At 64.4% G+C, this 17572-nt stretch carries 13 protein-coding genes; 4 read left to right on the top strand and 9 right to left on the bottom strand.

Annotated features, from left to right (window positions below; all coding sequences use genetic code 11):
- The first annotated feature begins 175 nt into the window (after window positions 1-175).
- The 3 genes from D1646_RS05355 (at window position 176) to D1646_RS05345 (ending at window position 4388) form a co-directional block, all read left to right on the top strand.
- Window positions 176-460 (top strand): hypothetical protein, encoded by a 285-nt coding sequence (locus D1646_RS05355; RefSeq protein ID WP_160635472.1) that lies wholly within the window; start codon window positions 176-178, stop codon window positions 458-460.
- 273 nt (window positions 461-733) lie between these two features.
- Complete coding sequence (locus D1646_RS23670; RefSeq protein ID WP_160635471.1) at window positions 734-3757, top strand: hypothetical protein; 3024 nt, start codon at window positions 734-736, stop codon at window positions 3755-3757.
- A gap of 256 nt (window positions 3758-4013) precedes the next feature.
- Window positions 4014-4388, top strand: coding sequence for a RidA family protein (locus tag D1646_RS05345; protein ID WP_160635470.1), 375 nt, complete (start codon window positions 4014-4016; stop codon window positions 4386-4388).
- A 96-nt stretch (window positions 4389-4484) separates the two neighbouring features.
- Here D1646_RS05345 and D1646_RS05340 read toward each other — a convergent pair whose 3' ends face one another.
- The 9 genes from D1646_RS05340 to ylxM form a co-directional block, all read right to left on the bottom strand.
- Window positions 4485-5294, bottom strand: coding sequence for a sugar phosphate isomerase/epimerase family protein (locus tag D1646_RS05340; protein ID WP_160635469.1), 810 nt, complete (start codon window positions 5292-5294; stop codon window positions 4485-4487).
- Window positions 5295-5313: 19 nt separating this feature from the next.
- A complete protein-coding gene (locus D1646_RS05335) occupies window positions 5314-6432 on the bottom strand; it encodes an AI-2E family transporter (RefSeq protein ID WP_160635468.1) in 1119 nt (372 codons plus the stop codon).
- Complete coding sequence (rimM, locus tag D1646_RS05330; protein WP_160635467.1) at window positions 6432-6929, bottom strand: ribosome maturation factor RimM; 498 nt, start codon at window positions 6927-6929, stop codon at window positions 6432-6434. The genes D1646_RS05335 and rimM overlap by 1 nt, the downstream gene beginning before the upstream one ends.
- Window positions 6923-7345, bottom strand: coding sequence for a hypothetical protein (locus D1646_RS05325; RefSeq protein WP_160635466.1), 423 nt, complete (start codon window positions 7343-7345; stop codon window positions 6923-6925). The genes rimM and D1646_RS05325 overlap by 7 nt, the downstream gene beginning before the upstream one ends.
- Window positions 7346-7403: 58 nt before the next feature.
- Complete coding sequence (locus D1646_RS05320) at window positions 7404-7634, bottom strand: KH domain-containing protein (RefSeq protein ID WP_160635465.1); 231 nt, start codon at window positions 7632-7634, stop codon at window positions 7404-7406.
- A 15-nt stretch (window positions 7635-7649) separates the two neighbouring features.
- Window positions 7650-7889: a 30S ribosomal protein S16 gene (rpsP, locus tag D1646_RS05315; protein WP_160635464.1), complete on the bottom strand. Its 240-nt coding sequence runs from the start codon at window positions 7887-7889 to the stop codon at window positions 7650-7652.
- Between the two features lie 65 nt (window positions 7890-7954).
- Window positions 7955-8206, bottom strand: coding sequence for a hypothetical protein (locus D1646_RS05310; protein WP_160635463.1), 252 nt, complete (start codon window positions 8204-8206; stop codon window positions 7955-7957).
- A gap of 32 nt (window positions 8207-8238) precedes the next feature.
- Window positions 8239-9606 (bottom strand): signal recognition particle protein, encoded by a 1368-nt coding sequence (gene ffh / locus D1646_RS05305; protein ID WP_160635462.1) that lies wholly within the window; start codon window positions 9604-9606, stop codon window positions 8239-8241.
- A gap of 4 nt (window positions 9607-9610) precedes the next feature.
- Entirely contained in the window at window positions 9611-9976 is a 366-nt protein-coding gene (gene ylxM, locus D1646_RS05300; RefSeq protein ID WP_160635461.1) for a YlxM family DNA-binding protein, read from the bottom strand.
- A 198-nt stretch (window positions 9977-10174) separates the two neighbouring features.
- Between ylxM and D1646_RS23665 the strand changes: the two genes are divergently transcribed.
- Window positions 10175-17320 (top strand): glucoamylase family protein, encoded by a 7146-nt coding sequence (locus tag D1646_RS23665; protein ID WP_160635460.1) that lies wholly within the window; start codon window positions 10175-10177, stop codon window positions 17318-17320.
- The last annotated feature ends 252 nt before the right edge of the window (window positions 17321-17572 follow it).

Genomic DNA, 17572 nt, shown 5'->3' with positions numbered 1-17572 from the left:
AAACCAAATCAAGCCAAAAGTAAACTGGCAGATAGCCGATATTCCACTTTGATTTTTATTTATTTTACACAAAAGAAGAACTTCTTTTCTTCGTGTTTATAAAAAACGCTGGACAACATCCTATGTTTAAGATATAATCGGGGATATGACAGCCGGAACGAGAGGGGGAGGCAGAATGAATCCATTTCAGAGCAATAATATTTGGAAACGGGCGGCCAGAGAGAAGAAAAAAGCGGAAAATCCCGATACGGCGGAGCAAATTCAGCGTAAATTGCGAAACAGTACCGCGCTTTGGCTTGTGGGAGGCGTTGTGATCTTTGTCCTGCTGCTGACGGGACTCCAGTGGGGTGTGCTGCCGCTAAATGTGGAAAATATCGTAATTTTGTCCATTATTGGGCTGTATACCCTGTATAATGGGGCTTTGCTGGGCAATATGAGCAGAAAAGGAAGAAAAAAGTGATAACATAGGATGTTTTGGCGGAATAAAATAGAGAGGGAACCCTTGGCTCCCTGAAAGAACATGGGATGTTGCGCCGGCAAAACCGCGCCCCCAAGGAGGATTTTTCCTGTGGGACGCGGTTTTGCGCGGCATTTTTGGTGCTCTGTCCAGCCGTTTCGGAGGTGGGATGTACTGTCCAAGGCGCCTCCCGGCTTCCAGAGATGTTGTGTTATCTTTTCTTCCTTTTGTGCCGATATTGATAAAAACGGCACAGCCGCGAAAGGAGGAGCCTGTATGGGTGAGCTGGCAATCCGCCGGAACAGAGGATTTTCGGTCCCCCGGTATCAGGGGGTTAGCAAGGGGGTGAGGACCCAGGGGAGCGCCCCGGCCACGGCGGCGAAGAGAACCACGGTAACGGTGTCAGAGACGCTGCGCCAGCTGATGAGTCGGGTCAGCCAGGCGGAGACCCACGTCCGGGAGAGCCGCCGCACCCTCCAGACAGGGGAGGGGACTCTGGCGGAGGTGCAGGACAGCCTGGCCCGTCTATCTGAGCTGGCCAAGGAGTCGGCCCAGGGGGAGGACCCCGACCGCGCCGCCCTCCAACAGGAGCTGGAGGGGCTGACAGCGGAGATCGACCGCATGGTGCGCAGCGCGCTGGCGGGGGAAACTCCCCTGTTTTTGGACGCGGACGCCGCTTTGGAGGACGGGGCGGAGGCGCTGCTCTACGCCGTTTTGGGGGAGCCCCCCCGGCAGGAGTCCCAAGCCCTCCCGGACTGGTTGGCGCGGGGGCTGGGCGAGCAGGAGCTAATGCCGGAACAGCTGCTTACCGCCCTGGGCCTGGACCAGAACGCCACCGGACCGGAGCTGGTGGCGGCCATTACCAACCTTTCCCTGGAGAGCAGCTCCGCCGCGAGCCGGATTGCGGCGCTGTATCTGGGGGCGGTGATTGCCGGGGACAGCGAGTCGGCCCTGGAGGGCTTGCAGCAGCTGATGGATCAGCTGTCCCAGGGGGTTCCCCTGGATGAGGCCATTGCAAAGCTGACCGGCGGAGAGTTTGCCAGCCTGGCCGATTTTCAGGCCCAGTTTTCCACCGGTACAGCCCCCGGGCTGGAGGATTTCCTGGTGAATCTGTTTCTGACGGACAGCCCCGTCCTGGAGTTTGGTGTCTCCCCCCTCCTCAGTCTGCTGGAGGGGATGAAGGCGGCCAACCTGGACCTGATGATGGGGCTGCTGACCGTCCTGCAAAATTCCGAGACCTCCCAGGTCCCGGACCAGCCCCAGGCGGCGGAGGGGGTCCAGCCGGAGGGGGCCGCCCGCGCCCCATCCCCCATGTCCGTCCAGACCATGGACAATGTGCAGGTGATGGGCAGGGACCTGTCCGCCGTGACCTTTGACGAGGCCGCCGGCGTGCTGACGGTGGCGGGGGACCAGGATGTGACCATCTTCGGGACAGGCCAGGGAGAGCAGGCCGTTGTAGTGGCGGGGAGCGGAAAGGTGACCATTCAGAATGTGACGGTCTCCAGTCTCACCATCGCCGCCCCCCAGGCCCAGGTGGTCACCGCAGGGGAGAACGAGATCCAGGAGCTTACGCTGGCGAAGGGGACCACGCTCACGCTGGACGGCAGAGGACTGGTGCGCCTGGTCCAGGTGCGGGGCGGCGAGACCAGCCTGCTGCGCCTGGCGGGGGGCGCGGTGATTGTGGAGGGTGAAGAGGGAGAAGAAGGGGAGGAGCCCGACCGCCTGACCGTCCCCGTGGAGCTGGCCGGCCCCGTCTCCTTGTACGCCCAGACCGCCGGCGGGCAGCAGACGGCGGGCAAGGCGGCCTTTGATATCCTATGGGATACCCTCCTGCCGGGCTGGAGCCACATCACTGCCATGGAGTTGGAGGGAAAGCAGGCGAAAATGGCTCTGCTCCACGGCGAACCCGCCCGGGTGTGGCTGTCCAAAGGGGAGCACGGCTATCCCATCCACACCCTGCTCCTCCGGGGACGGGACCGGCAGGGCAGGGCGCAGACCCGGTATGCCTATCTGATCTGGAACCAGGATACGGGAAAATTCCAGACGCTGGATATGTACCCCAACCCCTTTTCGGTCACCGGCGGCGAGGCGGGGGAGGACTGGGTGTATGAGGAGGAGACCCACACCCTCCACATCCTGTCCAGCCAGGTGACCGCTGTGGCCGGGGGCGCCGGGACGGACGCCAATCAGGTCCCCTTCAGCGGCAGAATCGTGCTGGCCGACGAGATTGGGGAGATCGAGCTGGCCCTGGGGGGCGTGGCCTGCCGGGTCAGCGCGGGCAGAGCCTTCGACCTGGGGTGCAGCAACCAGGTGACCCTGATGCTCCAGAGCGGGACCCGGAATTTCTTTGAGAGCGGCGCGGGCTGCGCGGGCATCTCCCTGGGGGAGGGCACCAGCCTGTGCATCGACGCCGCCACCTCCCGGGAGGAGGAGCCGGGGAGCCTCACCGCGGTGGGTTCCTCCGGGGGCGCGGGGATTGGCCAGGACAGCGGCGCAGGCCGGGACCGGCACAGCAGAATCGAGATTCGCGGCGGCGTGATTACAGCCACCGGAAACGGCGGCGGCGCGGGCATCGGTGCGGGAAAACAGAGCTCCATGGGGGCCATCGCCATTCTGGGCGGCACCATCGCCTGTACCGGCGAGACGGGTGGCGCAGGGATCGGCGGCGGACTGGGGGGCAGCGTAGGGGAGATCAGCGTCCGCGGCGGCGTCATCGAGGCCACCGCCGCCTGCCACGCTGCCGCCATTGGCGCGGGGGTTCAGGGAGAGTGCGGCAATATCCTCATTACCGGCACCGCTAAAATCGTCAAGGCGGTGGGGGGCGACCCCGGGGCGGATATTGGAGCCTGTCTCTTTGGAGGCTGCGGAGATGTGCAGATCTCCGGGGGCGCGGATATCGGCGGCGCACAGCTTCAGACCCGGACCGGCGTGGCCCTGAATATGGGGGAGAGTACGGTGACCCTGCCCCAGTTCCGCCTGTCCGCCAGAGCGCTGGGGCTGGACCAGCTGTCTCTGACGACCCGGGAGGGGGCGCAGAGCGCGGTGGTGACCCTGGACGCGGACCGCCGCTGGGTCTCCCAGGTCCAGGCGGTCTACCGGGCCATGTACGGGCGGCTGGGAGGCAGCGCGGTGCGGGGCGTCCAGCAGTATATCGACGCGGCGGAGGCCCCGGTGCGGGATACCGACGCGGCGGACGCGCTACTGGAGGAGATGCGTCAGTCCATCCGCCTCCAGCCCGCTCAGATCATTGAGACGCACAACAGGCGAGCTAAAATTGACGCGAAACGCCTGCTGCGGTAGAGGTGGACGCCGCCATATTGCGCAGGACCAGCCGGGGGTAGAGTGCGCCGTGATGGCCCCTGTTTCTGCGGGGAATGCAATGGGCCTGTGGAAAGCGGTTTCCTTTGGTAAAGCAGACAAAATTAATAAGGCGGGCCGGGGCCGTCGCGCCCTGCAAAAGATATTTTATGAATGAGAGGGAAAGCGGAAGAGCATCTTGATTTTTTCCTGGATTTCCTTATAATAGAGATATTAGCTCAATAAGGAGGAGTTTTCCATGAACAAAACCATTACCGCTTCCAATGCCCCTGCCGCCGTGGGTCCCTACTGCCACGCCAAGCTGGCAGGGAATACCCTGTACACCTCTGGCCAGCTGGGCCTGATCCCCGCCACCGGTGAGTTGGCCCAGGGGGTGGAGGCCCAGGCGACTCAGGCGCTGGAGAATTTGAAGGCTGTCCTGGCCGCCGCCGGCATGGATATGGCCGACGTGGTGAAGACCACCGTGTTTTTGGCCGACATGAACGACTTTGCCGCCATCAACACCATCTACGCCCAGTACTTCACCGGCGAAGCCCCCGCCCGCTCCTGCGTCCAGGTTGCGGCGCTGCCCAAGGGCGGACTGTTTGAGATTGAGGCGGTAGCCGTCAAGTAAGGCGACCGCCAGCCTGTAGGAATCGTTGATTGAATCCAACAACAGCGCAGGAGCTTGGAAGCTCCTGCGCTGTTGTTTTCTGTGAATGACCTGGATTTACAGCAGCGTACGCAGATAATCCAACCCCGCCTTGGCGGCGTTGTCCGGCGGCGCGGCCCGAAATTCGCTGACCAGATAGTCCTGATAGCCGATTTCCTTCAGCGCCTTGAGGAAGAGGGGGAAGTCGAAATGCTTCCCGTCGGGGGCCATGCGGTCCACATCGGAGATATCCACCTGTCCCACCAGCCCCTCCAGGGCGAGGATTTTGGGATAGAAGTCCAGCTCACCGTTGGTGTGCAGGTGGATGGAGTCCAGCTGGAGACGCAGGGCGGGGGAGCGGAAGGAGCGGATGTACTCCGCCGTCTCGGCGATGGAGCAGTAGGCGTCGGAGTCGATGTGGCTGATGGCCTCAAAGACGATCTGAATGCCCAGCTCCTCCGCCCGGACGGTGAGGGTCTCCAGACTGCGCCTGAGCTGGACCTGGTAGGCCTCCCGGCCTCCGGCGTCCCGGGTCCAGCCCCGCACTGCGCCGATAATCAGCTTGGCTCCACCCAGCTTGGCGCACAGCTGGGCGTGTCCCAGCATCTGTTCCACCGCCTGGGTCCGGTTTGCCTCGTCCCCGGAGCCCAGGGAGAGACCCCGCACTGTGTAGATACGCCCGGTGGCAAGGCCGGACACCGCCATATGGGATCGGGCGCAGGCGGCCAGAATCCCATCGGCGTCCACCTCCTCGGGCCGGTCCACCGTAATGGATACGGCGTCGTAGCCTAGCCTGGCAGCCCTGGAGATGACCTCCTCCGTGGGGCCCAGCAGAGGGGCGGTATTGGTAGGAAAGGTGCCGTCGGCAATTACAACACTGGTTTTCATCAAATTCCTCCTGTCGTTGTTATGGGGCCGCGTTTCGCCGGGCCACGTCGTCCCGCAGAATTTGGTAAAAGGCGGCGGCCAGGGGGACGGCCAGCAGCATTCCGAAGATGCCCAGCACGCCTCCGCCCACGGTGACGGCGGCCAGGACCCAGATGCCGGGCAGTCCGATGGAGGAACCCACCACCTTGGGGTAGATCAGGTTGCCCTCCAGCTGCTGGAGTATCGAGAGGAACACCAGAAACAGCAGGGCTTTGATAGGGGAGACGGTGAAGATCATAAAGGCCCCCACCCCCGCGCCGATGTAGGCCCCGGCCACTGGAATCAGGGCGGTGAAGCCGATCAGGGTTCCCACCATGGAGGCGTAGGGGAATTGGAACAGCAGCATCCCCAGCATACACAACAGGCCCAGAATCACCGCCTCGGTACACTGGCCCACCACGAAGCGGCGGAAGCAGTTGTGCAGGGTGTTCAGGAAGTAGATCAGGCGGTCGTACCAAGAGGGCTTCAGATAGGTTTTCAGGACCCGGGCGCACTGGCGGGAGAGGGTCTCCTTGCCCAGGAGCAGGTAGATGGAGAAGATGACGCTGACAATGGCGGTGAAGGCGGCGGACACGGCGGCGGAGATCAGGGAGAACAGCGAGCCCATCACCCCGCCCAGCCCTGCCAGCAGGAAGTTGATTACCTTCACAGCCAGCTCCTGCCAGTTGACGGTGCCGTCGGCGGAGAAGAGGTCAGACAGCTGGTTTTTGCCCAAGCCCTCGTTGAGGACGGCGCCCAGCTGCTGGAGCAGAGGGGTCAGCTCCTGGAGCAGCAGAGAGACACTTTGAATCAGCTCCGGCAGAATCATGCGCACAAGGAGGATGACGATGGTGGCCAGACTGGCATAGGCCAGCAGCAGGCACACAGGGCGGCGGCTTTTTACCGCCCACTGGCTGGAGGAGTTGGGGAAGTACCAGCCCTCGTAGGTGCTCATCAGAATGTTGACGGCGTAGGCGATGACTGCACCCAGGGCCAGAGGGAAGCCGGCGCTCAGGGCAAGTACCGCCAGCGCGGACAGCCGCTCCCAGTAGTGTATGGCCAGATAGAGCCCAAAGAGCACCGCGCCTATACGCAGCGGTCCCTTCCAGTCCTGCTTCATCACAGTCCCTCCATCATATTGACCCGGATATAGCCGCCCTCTATGTTGGTCTCCGCAATAAATTCCGCCACGGCGGGGATCATCAGCTCCCGTGCGCCGCCCTTCACCACGTAGACATTGTTGGCGGGCAGGGTGAGCACGTCGTCAATTTTACCCAGTACCTCCCCCGTGGCGGCGTCCTGCGCCTCCAGACCGTAGATATCCGCCAGGAAGAAGGCCCCCTCAGGCAGCTTGGCATCGGCCCGGCGGATGTAGAGGATGGCGTTGCGCAGGGACATGGCGCTGGGCACGTCGGTGGGGCCCTCAAATTTGATGATGACCATGTTCTTGTGGACCCGGGCCCGCTCTACCTTAATGGGCCAGTGGGACTCGTCCACGTAGAGGGTCTGGAACTGGCACAGAAATTCCGGGGAGTCGGCCCAGGGCTGGACCTTCACCTCTCCCATCAGGCCGTGGACGTTGGTGACCTTGCCCACCTCTAAAAATTGCTTCAGCATGGTTGTTCCTCCATAAAATACTGGATGTACCCCTTTGTGTACCCGTAATTCAGCTCATTTACATAGTCATCTTCGTAAATGGGGTCGACCTCGGTAATCTGATAGCGGTCCTCTCCAAGACAGCGGACGTTGATGTGATATCGGTCATCCTGATCCAGCTGTTCCAGTGCCTTGGCAATGCGGGCGGGGGAGGGGGTGCGCAGCTGTTCCGGCTTGAAGTGCCGGGTGTACAGTGATTTGTAAAAGGCTTTGATATCCGTAAGGTGAAATTCTTTGATGTTGTAGTGGGAGAAGATAATCAATACAAAGCCGAGTTGGATTTTGAGCATACGAAGGCAAAGGATTTTTGGCGTCCGGCTGCGGGTGCTGGTACAGAAATATCTGATCTCCGCCAGCTGTGTGTTGGACCAGTTCATAGGGGCCTCCAGAGCAAAATTTAAAAAGAAAGGCGCAGGAACATCCCTGCGCCCTTAATCAATCGACGATTTCCACGCTGAGGCGTTTACCGGCGCGCTGAGCGGCGGAGCGCATCAGGATACGGATCTCCTTGGCAATGCGGCCCTGGCGGCCGATCACCTTGCCCATATCCTCCGGAGCGACCCGGAGCTCCAGGACGGTCTCGCCGTCGCCCTCGACCTCAGTGACAGACACCTGCTCGGGGTGCTCCACCAGGTTCTGGGCCACATAGGTCAGAAGCTCTTTCATTGGCAACCTCCTGCCTTACAGGGCGCCGGCTTTTTTCAGCAGGTCGCGGACGGTCTCGGTGGGCTGAGCGCCGGTCTTGATCCAAGCCTGGGCCCGGTCCACATCCACCTTCAGCTCGGCGGGATTGGTAGTGGGATTGTAGAAGCCGATCTCCTCAATGAAACGACCGTCACGGGGATAGCGGGAGTCAGCCACCACAATGCGGTAGAAGGGGGCCTTCTTCGCGCCCATGCGGCGCAGTCTGATTTTAACCATGTATCTTCACCTCCAAATGAATTTGTTTATTTATATGGAAAGCGCGCAGAGCGCTCTGCCAACGGTTAAAAATGGGCAAATATGCTGTACAGAATGAAGGACAGCCCCAATATTCTGGTGACCAGTTTGGCCTTTGCCTCTCCCAACTGGATGGACCAGATTACCGGCGGGACGGCCCGAATCACGTAGGCCGTGCCCACAGCAAAAAAGGCGATACGGCCTATCAGCCCCAAATGAGTTATGGCGGCAACGACGGCTGCGGCCATAAGGAGACAGAAGCTGACCAAAGTCTGCTGTTGGAAGGAATAATGCTTCATTGTAACTCCTTTCCGTGCAGGAACATTGTGGGTCAAAAGGGCAGTCCGCCCATTCTCGGGCCCCGGCCCTTTTTGCCCATCATCCTGCGCAGATTCTTGGGCATCTTGCCGCCGGTAAACTGCTTGGTCATGGCCTGGAGCATTTCAAACTGCTTGAGCAGCCGGTTCACATCCACCACCTGGGTCCCGGAGCCGGCGGCAATGCGCTTTTTCCGGCTGGAGTTGAGCAGCTTGGGGTCCTCCCGCTCGGCGGGGGTCATGGACAGAATAATGGCCTCCATGCGCTGCATCAGCTTCTCGTCCATGCCGGCCCCCTCCAGGTCGCTGGCCTTCACGCCCGGAAGCATTCCGGCAATGTCGGCCAGAGAGCCCATGTTCTTCAGCTGCTTCATCTGGTCGTAGAAGTCGGTGAGGGTAAACTTGTTCTTGCGCAGCTTCTCCTGGAGCTCCAGGGCCTTCTGCTGGTCGAAGTTCTGCTCTGCCTTCTCAATGAGAGAGAGCATATCCCCCATGCCCAGAATGCGGTTGGCCATTCGGTCTGGGTGGAAGACCTCGATCTGGTCCAGCTTTTCCCCCACGCCCACGAATTTGATGGGCTTGCCGGTGACCGCCTTGATGGACAGGGCCGCTCCGCCCCGGGCGTCGCCGTCCAGTTTGGTGAGCATAACACCGTCAATGTCCAGGGCATCGTCAAAGGCCTTGGCGGCGTTCACCGCGTCCTGGCCGATCATGGCGTCCACCACCAGCAGGATCTCGGTGGGTTCCACGGCGGCCTTGATGGCCCGCAGCTCGTCCATCAGCTCCTCGTCCACGTGGAGCCGTCCGGCGGTGTCCAGGAAGACCATGTCGTTGCCGTGCTTTTTGGCGTGCTCCACGGCGGCCCGGGCGATGTCCACCGGATTGGTCTGGCCCATCTGGAAAACGGGGATATCCAGCTGCCTGCCCACCACCTCCAGCTGCTGGATGGCGGCGGGGCGGTAGATATCGCAGGCGGCCAGCAGGGGGCGCTTGCCGCTCTGCTTCTTCATCAGGCCGGCCAGCTTGGCGCCGTTGGTGGTCTTGCCCGCACCCTGAAGGCCCACCAGCATAATCACCGTGGGCGGCTTGGAGGAGATCTCCAGCTTGGCGGCGGACCCGCCCATCAGCTGGGTCAGCTCCTGGTTGACAATTTTAATGATCTGCTGGGCGGGGGACAGGGCCTCCAGCACGTCGGCTCCCACCGCCTTCTCCGTGACCTGGGCCACGAACTGCTTGACCACCTTAAAGCTGACGTCGGCCTCCAGCAGGGCCAGGCGAATTTCCCGCATAGCCTCCTTCACATCGGCCTCGGACAGCCGTCCCTTGCCCCGCAGCTTTTTAAAGGCGGCGGACAGCTTTTCAGAAAGTCCTTCAAATGCCATGGGCTTACTCCTTCAGCAGTTGGCCGGCGGTGTCCCGCACCCGGAGGGCCAGGAGCTCCAGCTCGGCGCTGTCCAGACGGGAGGCCAGCTGCACCATCCGCTCCGCGTCCTGGACAACCTGCTCCAGCTGGCCCCGCATGGTGTGGAAGCGTTTGATCAAACCGGTCTTGTCCTCCAGTTCGGTGAGGACGGCCTCCGCCCGAACGATCACGTCCCGGACCCCCTGGCGGGTGATGCCGTAGTTCTCGGCGATCTCCCCCAGAGACAGGTCCTCGTTGTAGTACAGGTCGTAAAATTCCTTCTGCCGGTCGGTGAGGATATCGCCGTAAAAATCAAAGAGCATTGCCATGCGGTAGGCTTGATTTTTCACGGGGCAGACCTCCTTTGCCGGGCTGTTTCCTCAAAAATGTAAAGCGTATAAACTTTACATTGGGGAGCATACCACATTTTTTCCTGTTTGTCAAGCCGAAATCCTTGTCAGAGTTCTACTTTCTTTTGGTATATTCCGCCAGAGCGGGGGAAACCCTTATGGGAGATAGGAGATATGAGATACGAGGAGGTTTTACCTATGTCCAATACTCCCCACGTCCCTATGGACGACACCCATTTGAAAAAGTACGCGGCCAACGCCGCCCGGCAGGCCCGGCTGGAGGGGACTATCTCCTGCCGCGCCCTCTCCCGGGAGCTGGAGGCGGATTTGAGGCGGGTACGCCGGGCCCACCGGGAGCTGAATGCCTGGAGCGTCGGCCAGACTGCCCTGCCCGGGGCGGCGGAGTGGCTGCTGGACAACCACTATATGGCGGTGCGGGAGGGAGAGCGGGCCCGGGAGGCGCTGAAGCGGGGCCGGCCTCTGCGGGGGACCAGGGGGGACGGGGCGCTGATCCAGCTGTGCGCCCGGTGCGCGCTGTGGGCGGCGCCGGGGCTGGAGCAGGAGCGGCTGGCCCTGTACCTGGAGGGCTTCCAGTCGGTGTGCCCCCTTACCGAGCGGGAGCTGTCCCTCTTCGTCCCCTCCCTGGCCGGGGCGCTGGCGGAGCGGCTGGCCCGGCTTTGTACCGATTTGGAGGCCCTCAAGTCTGACCAGGTGTCTCCAGAGGAGATGGGGGCCGTCTTTGCCGCCCTGCGGGGGCTGTCGGGGGGCGAGTGGAGCGCCCTGCTGGAGGGAGCCAGCGGCGTGGAGGGCATTCTCAGCCAGGACCCCTCAGGCCACTATCCCCGCATGGACGAGGGGACCCGCCGCCGTTACCGGCAGAGGGTGTGCCGGCTGGCGCGGAAGCAAGGCCTGGGGGAGCGGGAGGCCGCCCAAAAGGCCCTGGAGCTGGCCCGGCAGGGGAGGCCCAGCCGCCACGTGGGCTGGTACCTCTACCGGGAGCCCCTGGGGCACAGGGAGAGAGCCCGCTCTGGGGTCAGCTACGGCGCAGCGGTGACAGGGCTCTCCCTGCTGGCCGCCCTGGCCCTGTGGTACCTGGCCGGAACTCCCCTGGCCGCCCTGCTGCTTATCCTGCCCCTGTCCGACATTGTGAAAAATGTGCTGGACTTTCTGCTGGTGCGGCTGGTCCCGCCCCGCCCTGTGCCCAAAATGGAGCTGGAGGGGGGCATTCCCCGGGAGGGGCGGACCCTGTGCGTGGTGGTCTCCCTCCTCACCGGGGAGGACAGCGGTCCGCGCCTGGCTGCCCTGCTGGAGCGCTACCGCCTGGCCAACCGGGACGCAGGGTCTGAGCTGCGGCTGGGCATTCTGGCCGACCTGCCCGACAGCGGGACCCCCATGGGGAAAGAGAGGCAGGTCTGGATGGACCGCGCCCGAAGGGCGGTGGACGCCCTCAACGAGAAATACGGCGGCGGCTTTTACCTGTTCTTCCGGGCCCCCGCCTTCAGTGACCGGGACGAGCGCTATATGGGCTGGGAGCGAAAGCGTGGGGCCCTCACCCAGCTGGTCCGCCTGCTGCGGGGAAGGCCGTCCCACCTGGAGGTGAAGTCGGGGGAGAAGGGGTGGCTGCGGCAGGTGAAGTATGTCATCACCCTGGACTCGGACACCAGCCTCAACGTGGGCGCCGCCCGGGAGCTCACCGGAGCCATGCTCCACCCCCTGAACCAGCCGGTGATCGATTCGGAGCGGCGGGTCGTCACCGCCGGCCACGCCCTGTTTCAGCCTCGGGTCGCGGTGGAGCTGGAGGCGGCCAACAAGTCCTTCTTCGCCAAGATTTTCGGCGGCCTGGGGGGTGTGGACCCCTACGGCTGTGCCGCCAGCGACGTGTACCACGACCTGTTCGACCAGGGCACCTACACCGGCAAGGGGATCTTCTCGGTGGACGCCTTTTTCCGCTGTCTGGACGGGCGCTTTCCCGACAACACCATCCTCTCCCACGACCTGCTGGAGGGCAGCTATCTGCGGGCGGGCCTGCTGGGGGAGGTGGAGCTGACCGACGGCTGTCCCTGGCAGGTGTACAGCTACTACGCCCGTCTCCACCGCTGGATCCGGGGGGACTGGCAGATCCTCCCCTGGCTGGGGCGGTATGTGCCGGACGGGCAGGGGGGCCGGGAGAGGAACCCCCTGACGCCCCTGGCCCGGTGGAAGATTTTCGACAACCTGCGCCGGTCCCTGTCCCCCGTTTTTACGCTGGTGACCCTGGTGCTGGGGATGTGCTTCTCGGGCAAGGTCTTCGCCTGGGCAGGGGCGGTGGCGGTGGTGGCGGCGGCCTCCAATCTGCTGCTGTCCGGGGCGGAACTGGCGGTGCGCCGCTCCGGCAAGCGGCGGCGGTACCACTCCACCGTCATCGCCGGGCTGGCGGGGGCCATTTTGCAGACCGCCATCCAGCTTATTTTCCTGCCCTACCAGGCCTATATCTCCCTCACTGCCATCTCCGCCGCCCTGTGGAGGATGGGGGTATCCCACAAAAACCTGCTGGCCTGGGTCACCGCCGCCCAGACGGAGAAGGGGAAGGGGAGCGTGGGATTTTACTACAAAAAGGCCGGATTTTCGGCGGTGGTGGGGGTGCTTGTGGTGCTCTTTGCCCAGCTCCGTTTTGGCAAGGCGGTGGGGATCGTCTGGCTGCTCTCGCCGGTGCTGGCCTGGGCGGTGAGCCGTCCATCCAGAAAGGGGAAGGCCCTGCCCCCCGCCGACCGGGCCTTCCTCCTCCACCAGGCCGCCCTGATCTGGCGGTATTTTGACAAATTCCTCCGGCCCGAGGACCACTACCTGCCCCCCGACAACTGGCAGGAACAGCCCGGCCCTGTCCTGGCCCGGCGCACCTCCCCCACCAACATCGGTATGGCCCTGCTGTCTGCGATGGCGGCGGCGGACCTGGACCTGCTGCCCCGCAGGCGGGCGGTGGAGCTGATTGCCCACATCCTGGACACGGTGGAGGGACTGGACAAGTGGGGGGGGCACCTGTACAACTGGTACGACACATCCACGGCCAAGCCCCTCCATCCCCGATATGTGTCCACTGTGGACAGCGGCAACCTGCGGGGCTGTCTCATCGCCCTGCGGGAGGGGCTGTACCAGTGGGGGGAGGACGTGCTGGCCCGCCGGGCGGAACAGCTGTCCGACGCCATGGACTGCGCGCCCCTCTTCGATTGGGAGCGGAAGCTGTTCTCCATCGGCTATGAGGTGGAGCAGGAGAAGCTCACCGACGGCTGGTACGACCTGATGGCCAGCGAGGCCCGGCAGACCAGCTTTATTGCCGTGGCCCGGGGGGAGGTGCCCGCCCGGCACTGGCGGCGGCTGGGGCGGATGCTGCTGGGGGACAACGACTACTGCGGCATGGCCTCCTGGACCGGCACCATGTTTGAGTACTTTATGCCCAATCTGCTCCTGCCCTGTGAGCCTAACTCCTTCCTATATGAAACCCTGTCCTTCTGCGTCTACGCCCAGAAGCGCCGGGGGGACAAGACCAAAACGCCCTGGGGCATTTCGGAGTCCGGATTTTACGCTTTCGACCCGGGCATGAACTACCAGTACAAGGCCCACGGGGTCCAGGCCCTGGGGCTGAAGCGGGGGCTGGATACTGAGCTGGTGGTGTCCCCCTACTCCTCCTTCCTGGCCCTGCTGCTGGCCCCCCGCAGCGCCCTGCGCAACCTGCGCCGCCTGCGGGACATGGGGCTGGAGGGGCGGTACGGCCTGTACGAGGCGGTGGACTACACCCCCTCCCGCCTCACCGGGAGGGAGAACTACGAGCCGGTGCGCTCCTATATGTCCCACCATCTGGGGATGAGCCTGGTGGCCATTGACAACGTTCTGCGAGATAACGTGATGCAGCGCCGGTTTATGAAGGACTGCGATATGTCCGCCTTTCGGGAACTGCTCCAGGAGCGGGTCCCGGTGGGGGCCCCCATCATGCGCCAGGAGGAGCGGGACTTCCCCGCCCGGCCCCGGCCTGCCTCCGGCCCCGCCCTTCAGCGGGAGGGGAGGGAGTTTGGACGGAAGTTTCCCCGGTGCGCTCTGCTGTCCAACGGCAGCTACAGTGTGCTGTTCTGCGACAATGGCCTTTCCGCCAGCTGGGCGGGGGAGCGGGCGGTGGCCCTGGCCAGACCGGGGGAGTACGCCGCCCCCGCCGGGGTGTCCGCTTTTTTCCACGGTCCCGATGGGCTGATCGGGCTGACCCCCGCCCCCCTGTACCAGACCGGAGAGAGCTACCGCTGGGAGTTCCACGCCGCGGGGGCGAGCTGGACCCTGGAGCGGGAGGAGCTGACCGCCCGGACCAGCCTGTCCCTGCCCCGGCGGGAGAACGGGGAGCTGCGCCGGGTCGAGCTCCACTGGCGGGGCAGGAGGCGGCTGGAGGGGGAGCTGCTCTTCTACCTGGAGCCCGTTCTGTGCCCCCAACGGGATTTTGACGCCCACCCGGCCTTCTCCCGGCTGTTTCTGGAGAGCTCCGCCGACGGAAATATGGCCCTGTTCCACCGCCGTCCCCGGGGGGAGGAGGACGAGCTGTATCTGGCTGCCCTCTGGACCGGAGAGAAGACCTCCGCCGCACTGGACCGCTCCGCCGCCCTGGGCCGGGGCGGACTGCGGGCGCTGGCCCATCGCAAGGCCGGCCCCCTCTCTGCCGCCATTGGCCCCGACCCCTGCCTGATGGTGCGCATCCCCCTCTCCCTGGCCTCGGGGGAGCGGCGGACCTTCGCCCTGGCGTTGGCGGTGGGGGACAGCGCCCAGATGGCCCAGGCGGGGGCCCAGCGGACCCTGCGGGGAAAGGACGGAGCCTCTCTGGCGCCCCTGGTGCAGAAGCTGGCCCTGAGCGAGGGGGAGGCCCTGGCCGCCTTTGAGCTGCTGGCCCGGCTGGCGTCGGTGGAGGAGAGGAAGGACCGCCCGCCCCAGAGCGCCCTGTGGCCCTTTGGCATCTCCGGCGACCTGCCCATCGCCGCCGGCAGGCTGTCGAAGGAGGAGACCCAACAGGGGGCCCTGTGGTGCCGGTGGCATCAGCTTCTGACCCGGGCGGGCTATCCCTTCGACCTGGTTTTGCTGCTGGAGGAGGGGGGCGACTACCGCCGGCCCCTGCGCTCCGCCCTGCTGGAGGAGCTGAAAAAGCTGGGGGCGGAGTCTGTCTTGGGGGCCAAGGGGGGCATCCACCTGACAGGCCCCGACGCCGCTCCGGCGGTGCTGGCCTGGGCCAAGGCGGCGCTGCCGGTGGAGGGCGGCGAGGAACCGCCAGAGATCATCGCGCCGCCGCCCCCTGTCCTCGCCACCTCCGAACCCGCCCCCTGGACCATGGAGGGGGATACCGTCACCATTCAAACCGGGGCGGCGCTGCCCCCGGTGGGCTGGTCTCAGGTGCTGTGCAATCCGGAATTTGGCTGGCTCACCGATGAGACAGGGGCGGGCCTGCTGTGGTCCGGGGGCAACTCCCGGGAGGGCAGGCTGACCCCCTGGGCCAACGACCCTCTGGCGGTGGGCGGCCTGGAGAAGATTACAATTGGTATTAATGGGGCGGAATATTCCGTATTTGCCGCCGGGGACGGGCTGCCCTGCACCGTCTCCTACCACCCTGGCCTGGCCCGGTGGGAGAAGGAGCTGCCCGGGGGGACTCTGGTCACCGAGGGCTTTGTGCCCCTGGACGAGGACCGCCGGATTCTCCGCTTCACACTCACGGGGGAGAGCGGGCGTCTGTTCTGGCGTCTGGGGGAGGGGGAGCCCGTCTCCGCCGCCCTGACCGGGGGCCAGAGCGCGGTGCTGGTGACCCAGGAGAAGCAGGGAAAGCCCGACTCCCGGTTCTTCCGTGAACAATTTTTGGAGAGGCAGGAAGAGACACTGGACTGGTGGCATGACAAGGTATCCCCCTTGACAGTGAAGACCCCGTGGGGGGCGCTGGACCGGTATCTGGGGGGCTGGTGCCTCTACCAGGTGACCGCCTGCCGCCTGATGGCCCGGACCTCCCAGTACCAGAACGGCGGGGCCTTCGGCTTCCGGGATCAGCTCCAGGACGCGGCGGCGCTGGTGTACACCTGGCCGGAGCGGACCCGGGAACAGCTGCTGCTGTGCGCCTCCCGGCAGTTCGAGGAGGGGGACGTGCAGCACTGGTGGCACCCGCCCCAGGGGGCCGGAGTACGGACCCGCATCTCCGACGACCTGCTGTGGCTGCCCTGGGTCCTGTGCCGGTACTGCGCAGTCACCGGGGACCTGGAAATTTTGCAGGAGCAGGTCCCCTATCTGGCGGGAAGGCCCCTGGAACCGGGGGAGAAGGACCGGTACGAGGTCCCTGGGGCCAGCGGGAAGGGGGATACCCTCTACTGCCACGCCCTGGCTGCCATCCAGTGTGCTCTGGTGCGGGGGACGGGCCCCCACGGGCTGGCCAAGATGGGGAGCGGCGACTGGAACGACGGCATGGACCGGGTTGGGGGCGAGTCGGTGTGGCTCACCTGGTTTCTGGCGGCGGTGCTCCAGGACTTCTCCGCTCTGTGCCGCCAGGCGGGGGAGGAGGCCAGGGGAGAGGACTTCCTTCGCCGGGCGGACAGCCTGATCCAAGCGGCTCAGAGCGCCTGGGACGGGGGCTGGTATCGCCGGGGCTACTATGAGGACGGGACCCCCCTGGGCAGCGAGGAGAGCGACCAGTGCCAAATCGACTCCATCGCCCAGTCCTTTGCCCTGTTTCCCGCGGGGACCGACCGAAAACAGGCGGGCCTTGCCGTCTCCGCCGCCTTAGAGCGGCTGTTTGACCGGGAGAACCAGGTGGTGCGCCTCTTCGACCCCGCCTTTGACGGGGAGGGGGAGAAGGACCCCGGCTATATCAAGAGCTACCCCGCCGGAGTGCGGGAGAACGGCGGCCAGTACACCCACGCCTCCGTGTGGCTGGCTATGGCCTGCTTCCGGCTCAATCGTCCGGGGGACGGCTGGGCCATTTTAAAGGCGCTGCTCCCCGAGGGCCACCCCACGGAGATCTACCGGGCGGAGCCCTACGTTATTGCCGCCGACGTCTCCCACGCCCCCGGGCGGATGGGGAGAGCGGGCTGGTCCTGGTACACCGGGGCCGCCGGCTGGTACTGGCAGGTGGCCGTCCAGGAGCTGCTGGGGCTGAAGGTGAGCGGCGGGAAGCTCACCGTGGAGCCCAACCTGCCCCCTGACTGGCCGGGCTATGAGGCGGCCTGGAGGCTGTCCGGCGGCGCGCTGGCCATCTCGGTCAGGCGCACCGGGGCCTACTCCGCCAAGCTGGACGGCAGAGGGATTCAGGAGGGAGTCCCCCTGGCGGAGCTGAAGGGGGAGCACCGGCTGGAGGTCACCATCTAGCGGCGGAGAGGCCGTTTGAGAGGGCGCAGAGGCAGGAAACCGGCCCGCCAGGATGAAATCCATTTCCATGGGTCGTGGGGCAGATGTGGATTATGGAAATTCCCCTTCAATTCGTAAAGTAGAGAAAATTTGTAGAGCGAACCGGGGCAGTTCCACCTTGTGATGCCGCAGGAGCGCACAAGCGGCGAAGGCGCTTGCCCCCTTTGGCAAAGGGGGTGGGGGGATTGTCCCTGAAAGCACCATCTTCTACCT

The sequence above is a fragment of the Pseudoflavonifractor sp. 60 genome (assembly GCF_009911645.1).
In the GTDB taxonomy this organism is placed as follows: domain Bacteria; phylum Bacillota; class Clostridia; order Oscillospirales; family Oscillospiraceae; genus Lawsonibacter.
The sequence above is the reverse complement of the archived record's forward strand: the minus strand, read 5'-3'. Positions and strand labels throughout refer to the sequence as shown.